8 protein-coding genes are annotated in these 8,099 nt (G+C 69.4%); 4 read left to right on the forward strand and 4 right to left on the reverse strand.

Annotation, left to right across the window (positions count from 1 at the left end; genetic code table 11):
• Positions 1-125: 125 nt before the first annotated feature.
• Together ACFJIT_RS18960 and pyrE are read right to left on the reverse strand one after the other, a co-directional pair.
• Entirely contained in the window at positions 126-779 is a 654-nt protein-coding gene (locus ACFJIT_RS18960) for a hypothetical protein (protein WP_379654597.1), read from the reverse strand.
• A gap of 26 nt (positions 780-805) precedes the next feature.
• Positions 806-1,462, reverse strand: coding sequence for an orotate phosphoribosyltransferase (gene pyrE / locus ACFJIT_RS18965; protein ID WP_130521764.1), 657 nt, complete (start codon positions 1,460-1,462; stop codon positions 806-808).
• A 100-nt stretch (positions 1,463-1,562) separates the two neighbouring features.
• On the opposite strand from pyrE, the gene ACFJIT_RS18970 reads away from it, so the two are divergent.
• From ACFJIT_RS18970 to ACFJIT_RS18980, 3 genes are read left to right on the forward strand one after another with little or no spacing between them, the layout of a single operon-like run.
• Complete coding sequence (locus ACFJIT_RS18970; RefSeq protein WP_306995308.1) at positions 1,563-2,363, forward strand: exodeoxyribonuclease III; 801 nt, start codon at positions 1,563-1,565, stop codon at positions 2,361-2,363.
• Entirely contained in the window at positions 2,360-3,697 is a 1,338-nt protein-coding gene (locus ACFJIT_RS18975; protein ID WP_379654598.1) for an AmpG family muropeptide MFS transporter, read from the forward strand. The genes ACFJIT_RS18970 and ACFJIT_RS18975 overlap by 4 nt, the downstream gene beginning before the upstream one ends.
• The gene (locus ACFJIT_RS18980; RefSeq protein ID WP_130521767.1) at positions 3,675-3,905 is read left to right on the forward strand and encodes a hypothetical protein; all 231 of its coding nucleotides are present in this window, start codon (positions 3,675-3,677) and stop codon (positions 3,903-3,905) included. The genes ACFJIT_RS18975 and ACFJIT_RS18980 overlap by 23 nt, the downstream gene beginning before the upstream one ends.
• Before the next feature lie 61 nt (positions 3,906-3,966).
• Here ACFJIT_RS18980 and ACFJIT_RS18985 read toward each other — a convergent pair whose 3' ends face one another.
• Complete coding sequence (locus ACFJIT_RS18985; RefSeq protein WP_267899562.1) at positions 3,967-5,085, reverse strand: anhydro-N-acetylmuramic acid kinase; 1,119 nt, start codon at positions 5,083-5,085, stop codon at positions 3,967-3,969.
• Between the two features lie 32 nt (positions 5,086-5,117).
• Positions 5,118-6,575, reverse strand: a complete 1,458-nt coding sequence (locus ACFJIT_RS18990; RefSeq protein ID WP_337053547.1) for a peptidoglycan DD-metalloendopeptidase family protein — start codon at positions 6,573-6,575, stop codon at positions 5,118-5,120.
• 182 nt (positions 6,576-6,757) lie between these two features.
• On the opposite strand from ACFJIT_RS18990, the gene tyrS reads away from it, so the two are divergent.
• Positions 6,758-7,966: a tyrosine--tRNA ligase gene (gene tyrS / locus ACFJIT_RS18995; protein ID WP_379654599.1), complete on the forward strand. Its 1,209-nt coding sequence runs from the start codon at positions 6,758-6,760 to the stop codon at positions 7,964-7,966.
• Positions 7,967-8,099: the final 133 nt, after the last annotated feature.

An 8,099-nucleotide genomic window follows, 5' to 3' on the forward strand; every position in this document is an offset into this window, starting at 1 on the left:
CCCACGACAGGTTCAGGCCTGGCGGCGAAGCAGCGAGACGCCTGCCGCCATCGCCAAGCCGAACACCGGCAGCTTCGCGAGCCCGGCGCTGCTCGGCACAGCAGGCTTAACCGCCCACACCCACCTCAACCGTTCGCCGCAGCGCTGGCCTTCATGTCGCGGTAGCGCTTCAAGGTGTCCTCCACCTCGGCGCTGAGCTGCGTGCGCTGCTGCTCGAAATTGGTCAGCAGCGCCTGCTGGCGCAGCAGGTCGGTGTGGCGCTGGCGCACGTCCTCGGCCAGCTTGGCGTCGACCTTGCGGCCGGCCAGTTCGGCGTTGCTGGCCTGCTGCAGCTTGATCACCAGCGCCTCGCGCATGCTGGTCAGATTGAAGCGCGCGGTCTGCACGTTGTTGTCGATCAGCGTGGTGCGCTCGTTGAACACGCGCTTGAGATCGTCCTCGGACGCATAGGACAGCAACATCGCCTGCTCGGTGCGCTTGCGCGTGTCCTCGGCCGCCTGGTCGGCCCGCGCCTGGGCGGCGGCGGCGGCCAGGTCGGCGCGCTGCTCGGCGGTCAGCGCCTGGCCGACCGCGCCGGTGCGCGCACCGCTGGTGGCGCTGAATTCGTCGCGCGCGCTGTTGACCTGATCCGGCGGCAGCGCATCGGAGCAGGTGCGGCCGCTCTTGGGGTCGTTCCAGCAATAGAGCTTCTTGGGCTTGGGCGCATCCTGCGCGCCCGCCGTCAACGCGGCCGCGGCTAGCGGCATCATCAGCATCGCGGCGAACCTGGTCCTGGTCATGACAGCCCCCTTGCTGCCAGTGGCGATTACGCGGCGCTGCCGTACCGGGCCCGGTAGGCCAGCAACTGCTCGCGGTGGCCGACAAGTTCCGCATTTTCCCCGGCGAATGCAAGCAGATCGTGCAGGCTGGCCACCGCGATCACCGGCACGCCGGTCTCGGCGGCCACGCGCTGGGCGGCCGACAGGCGCTGGCCGTCCTCGCCGAGGATTTCCTGGCGATCCAGCGCCACCACGATCCCGGCCGGCACGCCGCCGGCCGCGGTGATCAGGCCCAGCGCCTCGCGGATGGCGGTGCCGGCGGTGATCACATCGTCCACGATCAGCACCCGGCGCTCGTCCAGCGGCGCGCCGATCAGCGTGCCGCCCTCGCCATGGTCCTTGGCTTCCTTGCGGTTGAAGGCCAGCGGCAGGTCGCGGCCGCGGCGGGCGAACTCCATGCCCAGCGCGGTCGCCAGCGGGATGCCCTTGTAGGCCGGGCCGAACAGCAGATCGAACGACACCCCGGCCTCCTCGATCGCATCGGCGTAGCAGCCGGCCAGCTCGGCCAGCGCCGCGCCGCTGTCGAAGCGCCCGGCGTTGAAGAAGTAGGGGCTCAGGCGGCCCGACTTGAGCGTGAACTCGCCGAAACGCAGCGCGTTGGCGCGCAGGGCCAGCTGAAGGAAGCGCGCACGGTGGTTGGACATGGGCGTCTTGAACGTGTGGGGATGGGCAAAGGTTAGCAGGCGGCGGCGGCCGGATCGGGCGGTATGCTTGCGCGTCGCTTCTGTCTTCGGCTCCAACTCCATGCGCATCATCAGCTTCAACGCCAACGGCCTGCGCTCGGCCGCGTCCAAGGGCTTCTTCCCGTGGTTCTCCGCACAGGACGCCGACGTGCTGTGCGTTCAGGAGACCAAGGCCCAGGAACACCAGCTGGCCGGGCCCGAATTCCTGCCGCCGGGCTACAAAGCCTACTTCCGCGACGCGACCACCAAGAAGGGCTACTCAGGCGTGGCGATCTACAGCAAGGTCGAGCCCGACGAGATCCGCACCGCGCTGGGCTGGCCGGAATTCGACGAGGAGGGCCGTTACCTGGAGGCGCGCTTCGGCAACCTGAGCGTGGTGTCCTTCTACATCCCCTCCGGCTCCTCGGGCGAGCTGCGCCAGGGCTACAAGTTCCAGGTCATGGAATGGCTCAAGCCGATCCTGGACCAGTGGCTGGCCAGCGGCCGCGACTATGTGCTGTGCGGGGACTGGAACATCGTGCGCACCCGGCTGGACATCCGCAACTGGACCAGCAACCAGAAGAACTCCGGCTGCCTGCCGCCCGAGCGGGACTGGCTCAACGGCCTGTGCGCCGACGAGGGCGCGCAGGTCGATGTGGCCGCCGGCCGCGGCTGGGTCGACGCCTACCGCGTGCTGCATCCGGAAGGGCAGGACTACACCTGGTGGTCCAACCGCGGCGCGGCGCGCGCCAACAACGTGGGGTGGCGCATCGACTACCAGTTCGCCACGCCCGGCTTGCGCGATCGCCTGCTCGGCTGCGCGATCTACCGCGAGCAGCGCTTCTCCGACCATGCCCCGTTCACCGTGGACTACGCCCGGTGAGCGCCGCGCCCGGCGGGCGGCCGGTGTCCTACAAAGGGTGGCGCGGGATCAAGGCCGCCTTCGCCACGCCCTCGGCGCTGACCATGGCGCTGCTGGGCTTCGGCAGTGGACTGCCGTTTCTGCTGATCGCCTCGCAGACCCTGTCCACGCGCCTGCGCGACGTCGGCCTGCAGCTGACCGAGATCGGCCTGATCAGCCTGGCCAGCTTCTTCTACCTGCTCAAGTTCGTCTGGGCGCCGCTGATCGACCGCTACACGCTGCCGCTGTTGTCCGGGCTGGGGCGGCGGCGCTCCTGGCTGCTGGCCGCGCAGGTGCTGGTCGCGGCCAGCCTGTTCGCGCTCGGCGCCATGCGGCCGGAACTGGGCGTTGCCGGTTTGGTGACCTGGGTACTGGTGGGCTCCTTCGCCGGCGCCACCCAGGACGCGGTGGTCGATGCCTACCGCATCGAGATCGCCCCGGAGAGCGCCCAGGCCGCGCTGGCGGCGACCTACATCCTGGGCTATCGCATCGCGCTGATCGTCGGCGGCGCCGGCGCGCTGTACATGGCCGAGTTCGAGGACTGGAAGATCGCCTACTTCTGCATGGCCGCGCTGATGCTGGTGCCCATCGTCACCACGCTGGTCAGCCGCGAGCCGATGCGACCGGAGACCACGGTGGTGCGGCGGATCGACTTCTTCGGCGCCTTCTGGCAGCCGATCGTCGGCTTCTTCACCACCAACGGCTGGAAGCTGGCGCTGGCGCTGCTGCTGTTCGTCGGCCTGTTCAAGTTCCCCGACCAGGTGATCGGCGTCATGGCCGGGCCGTTCTACCTGGACTCGGGCTTCACCAAGTCCGACATCGCCACGGTGTCCAAGCTGTTCGGCATCTGGATGAGCATCGTCGGCGCCTTCGGCGGCGGCATGGCGGTGGCGGCGTTCGGCTTCAGGCGCATGCTGCTGCTGGCCGCGCTGGCGGTGGCGCTGTCCAACCTGGCCTTCCTGCTGATGGCCCAGCATCCGGGCCAGCTGTGGGCGTTCTACGCGGCGCTGAGCGCGGACAACATCTCGCAGGGCTTCGCCGGCACCGTGCTGGTGGCCTTCATGTCCTCGCTGACCGACCGCAACTTCACCGCTACCCAGTACGCGCTGCTGGTCTCGCTGGCCAATTTGCCGGGCAAGTTCGTGGGCGGCGTTTCGGGCTACATCGTCGAGGCCACCTCGTATTCGACCTTTTTCGCCCTGAGCGCGCTGACCGTGATCCCCACGCTGGCCTTGCTTGCCTGGCTGTGGCGTCGTATCAAGGAGCCTTCCAGGACAGTGGCCGCACCCGACCATGACCGACCTGCTCATCCGTGACCTCGATCCGATCCTGACCGATCGCATCCGCCGCGTCGCCCAGGCGCGCGGCTGGAGCACCGAGGAGACCATCAGCCGCCTGATCGAGCACGGCCTGTTCGCGGTCGAGGCCGAGGTGCGCAACGGCTTCAGCGACCCGGAGGTCGCCGTCCTGTCCGAGGCCATCGCGGCGCTGCGCGCGGTGCCGCACGGCGGCCCGGCGTCCTAGCCGCCGCTTTCGCCCTCAGGTCAATTCCGGGCGCCGCGGTTTCCCGCGAATTCCGGCGCGATCAGGCCGGATACAGCGCGCCCAGCACGCGCAGTCCCTTGGCGCCGCTGACGCTGGGCAGGTTGCCGGGGCGCCCGGCCAGGGTCTCGCGCGCCAGCCAGGCAAAGCCCATGGCCTCGACGTAGTCCGGATGCAGGCCGTGGGCCTCGGTGGATTCGACCACCACGCCCGGCAGCCGCGCCGCCAGGCGCTGCATCAGCACCGGATTGTGCACGCCGCCGCCGCAGACCATTACCCGCGCGGTGCCGGGCTGGGTCGCGCGCAGCGCCTCGGCCACGGTGACCGCGCTGAGTTCGACCAGCGTGGCCTGCACGTCGGCCGGCGCCAGCGCGCCCTGGCCGAGCTTGCTTTCGACCCAGGCCAGGTGGAACTGCTCGCGACCGGTGCTCTTGGGCGGCGGCTGGGCGAACCACGGCTCGTCCAACAGCCGCGCCAGCAGCGCTTCATCGGGCTTGCCGGTCGCGGCGAAGGCGCCGCCGGCATCGAAGGCCATGCCGGTATGCCGCTCGCACCAGGCGTCCAGCAGCGCATTGGCCGGGCCGGTATCGAAGCCGCGCACCGCGCCGCTGCCCGGCAGCAGGGTCAGGTTGCCGATGCCGCCCAGGTTGAGCACCGCCCGGTCTTCGCCCGGGTCGTGCAGCATCGCGGCGTGGAAGGCCGGCATCAGCGGCGCGCCATGGCCGCCCGCGGCGATGTCGCGCCGGCGGAAGTCGGCCACGGTCGGGATGCCGGTGCGCTCGGCGATGACATTGCCATCGCCCATCTGCCAGGTGAAAGGGAAGGTGCCCTCCGGGCGATGGCGCACGGTCTGCCCATGTGAGCCGATCGCCCGCACCAGCGCCCGGTCCAGCCCGGACTGGGTGATCAGCCGGCCCGCCGCATGGGCGAAGGCCAGCGCGACCTGCACGTCCAGTTCGCCCAGCTCGTCCAGCGAGGTCGCCTCGCCGCCCTGGCCCAGCTCGATCAGACGCGTGCGCAGCGCGTCGTCCCAGCGGTAGGTGCGGCCCATCAGCAGCTGCGGCTCGGGGTCGAAGCGCACCAGCGCCACGTCGATCCCATCGGCGCTGGTGCCGGAAATCATGCCCAGATAGAGGTCGCCCAGCGCCGGCTTGCGTGCCAGCGGTCCGCCGGCGCGCGCCGCAGCCGGCGGAGTCACTGGCGATCCGGCCGCTTGCGCGACGCCTCCAGCGCCTGGGCCAGCGTCACGGACGGCTGCGGCGCCGTGGCCGGCGAGGCATCGGCGTAGATCGCGCTTTCCACGGTGTGGATGCGGGCCAGCGCGCTCGAGGTCTGGGTCTTGAACTGCGCCAGCACCGTGCCGGACAGCGGCTCGGGCGGCGGCAGGGTGACCTTCAGCGGGTTGCGGTGCACGCCGTTGACGCGGAATTCGTAGTGCAGATGCGGGCCGGTGGCCATGCCGGTGGACCCGACGTAGCCAATCACGGTGCCCTGCGCGATGCGCTGGCCGGTCTTGATCTTGGCGAAGCGCGACATGTGCCCGTACAGCGTCGTGCGGCCCTGACCATGGTCCAGGATCACCACATTGCCGTAGCCGCGCTGCTGGCCGGCGAACTGCACGCGCGCATCGCCCGCGGCCATGATCGGCGTGCCGGTGGCCGCGGCGTAGTCAACGCCCTGGTGCATGCGCATCGTGCCCAGGATCGGATGATGGCGCGCCCCGAAGGTCGAGCTCAGCCGCGCGTAGGGAATCGGCATGCGGATGAAGCTGCGCTTGAGCGGCTTGCCGCTGGCGGTAAAGTACTCCGGCTGCCCGCCCGGGCGCGTGAAGCGGAAGCCCGAATGCAGCTTGCCGTCCACGGTGAAGGTCGCCGCCTGGACCGGACCGGTGGCCACCAGCTGGCCCTCACGCCAGGTCTGCTCGACCACCACGCTGAAGCGGTCGTTGGCCTCCAGGTCGGAGTTGAAGTCGATGTCGTACTTGAAGATCTCGTCGGTCAGCGCATTGATGTTGGCCGCCGTCAGCCCGGCCTTGCGCGCCGACCGGATCAGCGAACTGCCGACCTTGCCGCTCAGCACCGCGGTGCGCACGCTGACCTCGCGCTTGATCACCCGCTCGGTGACCGCCTCGTCGCTGATGTCCAGCTGCACGCGCGAGGCCATGTCGCGGTCGTAGCGCAGCGCCTTGAGCACGCCCTCGGCGGGAAGATCGAAGGCGATCTCATCGCCCGGATGCAGGCGGCGCAGTTCGGCCGCGGCCGACTTGTTCTCCATCACCCGCTGCAGGGTGGCGGCCGGCACGCCCATCTCTTCGAAGATCGCGCTCAGGGTCTGGCCGGGGCGGACGTTCACCGTCTGCCAGTTGTCGCCCGCCGAGGCCGCGGCGGCCTGCGTGTCGATCTCGGGCAGCGCCAGCGGCACGCTGGCCAGCGGCTTGCGCTGCGGCTGTACCACGCTGGAGAAGCCCGGCACGATGGTGGCCACCATGATGCCGATGGTGGTGAACAAGGACGCGTGGATCCACTGCCGGCGCGTCCACCGGCCCTGGGGCAGGTGCTGGGTCAGTTGGCGGTGGAGAGCGGACTCTCGAAGGACTTCCAGTCGTTCGCGAAAGCGTTGCTTGCGGCGGCTGCCGTCCCCGTGCGTCTGCATCGATGTCTTCACCCTGGGGCCCAAGCGGAAGGCCCAATCGGGCTACCATAGTCAGGCATGGGGAGCAGGTCAAACCGTTGAGTGGATTGGTTTTTTCCTGCGGTCCGGCGTTAACCTCGATTTAACCGCGCGTTCAACTTTGTGGTGGCCGCGCCGGTCTCTCTCTTCATCTGGAACCTCACGTGTCACAGGCAGACGCACTGCAACTGATCGGCCGCGGCGCCGACGAAATCCTCAAGCTCGAAGACCTGCAGCAACGCCTGCAATCCGGCCGTCCGCTGCGCATCAAGGCCGGGTTCGACCCGACCGCGCCGGACCTGCACCTGGGCCACACGGTGCTGCTCAACAAGATGCGGCAGTTCCAGGACCTGGGCCATCAGGTGATCTTCCTGATCGGCGACTTCACCGGGATGATCGGCGACCCGACCGGCAAGAACGTCACCCGCAAGCCGCTCACCCGCGAGGACGTGCTGGCCAATGCGCGCACCTACGAGGACCAGGTGTTCAAGGTGCTGGACCGCGAGAAGACCGAGGTGCGCTTCAACAGCGAGTGGTTCGGCAAGATGGGCGCGGCCGACATGATCCGTCTTGCGGCGCAGCACACCGTGGCGCGCATGCTCGAGCGCGACGACTTCGCCAAGCGCTACGCCGCCCAGCAGTCCATCGCCCTGCACGAATTCCTCTACCCGCTGGTCCAGGGCTACGACTCGGTCGCCCTGGAGGCCGATGTCGAACTCGGCGGCACCGACCAGAAGTTCAACCTGCTCATGGGCCGCGGCCTGCAGGAGCACTACGGTCAGAAGCCGCAGATCGTGCTGACCATGCCGCTGCTGGAGGGCCTGGACGGCGTCAACAAGATGTCCAAGTCGCTGGGCAACTACATCGGCATCGGTGAGCCGGCCATCGACATCGTCACCAAGACCATGAAGATCGGCGACGCACTGATGTGGCGCTGGATCGAGCTGCTCAGCTTCGACATCGGCGTGGACGAGGCCAAGGCCCTGCAGGCCGAGGTCGCCTCTGGCGCGCTCAATCCGCGCGACGTCAAGCTGCGGCTGGCGCGCGAGCTGGCCACGCGCTTCCACGACGCGGCCCAGGCCGAGAGGGCGATCGCCGGTTGGCATGCCGTCGTGCGCGGCGAGGGCGATACCTCGCTGCTGCCGCTGCAGGACGTGGTGGTCCCGGCCGAAGGCCTGCGGATCGGCGCCTTGCTGACCGCGGCGGGCGTGACGCCGAGCAATTCCGAGGCCGGCCGCAAGCTCAAGGAGCGCGCGGTGAAGGTCGACGGCGTGGTGATCGAGGACGCGCAGCTGCAGCTGCAGCCGGGCTTCGAGGGCGTGCTGCAGGTGGGCAAGCGCAACTTCGCCCGCGTCCGCCTGCTCGCCGGCTGACGCCCGCAGCCGGCGGGCAGGCGATAAAAGCCTGCCCCATCAGTCACTTGGCGCACAAAGTAAAAATAACGTCGCAAACCCCTTCCCAAGGCGGCCGCGCGCTCCCATAATGCGCGCCCCGCCACGGTGGTGA

The organism is Pseudoxanthomonas sp. UC19_8 (genome assembly GCF_042700505.1).
GTDB classification, from domain to species: Bacteria; Pseudomonadota; Gammaproteobacteria; order Xanthomonadales; family Xanthomonadaceae; genus Pseudoxanthomonas_A; species Pseudoxanthomonas_A winnipegensis.

Bases quoted from the DNA above. Each gene is read 5' to 3' on its own strand.
- ACFJIT_RS18960 (WP_379654597.1), bottom strand. From the start codon at position 779: ATGACCAGGACCAGGTTCGCCGCGATGCTGATGATGCCGCTAGCCGCG.
- pyrE (WP_130521764.1), bottom strand. From the start codon at position 1,462: ATGTCCAACCACCGTGCGCGCTTCCTTCAGCTGGCCCTGCGCGCCAAC.
- ACFJIT_RS18970 (WP_306995308.1), top strand. From the start codon at position 1,563: ATGCGCATCATCAGCTTCAACGCCAACGGCCTGCGCTCGGCCGCGTCC.
- ACFJIT_RS18980 (WP_130521767.1), top strand. From the start codon at position 3,675: ATGACCGACCTGCTCATCCGTGACCTCGATCCGATCCTGACCGATCGC.
- ACFJIT_RS18990 (WP_337053547.1), bottom strand. From the start codon at position 6,575: ATGCAGACGCACGGGGACGGCAGCCGCCGCAAGCAACGCTTTCGCGAA.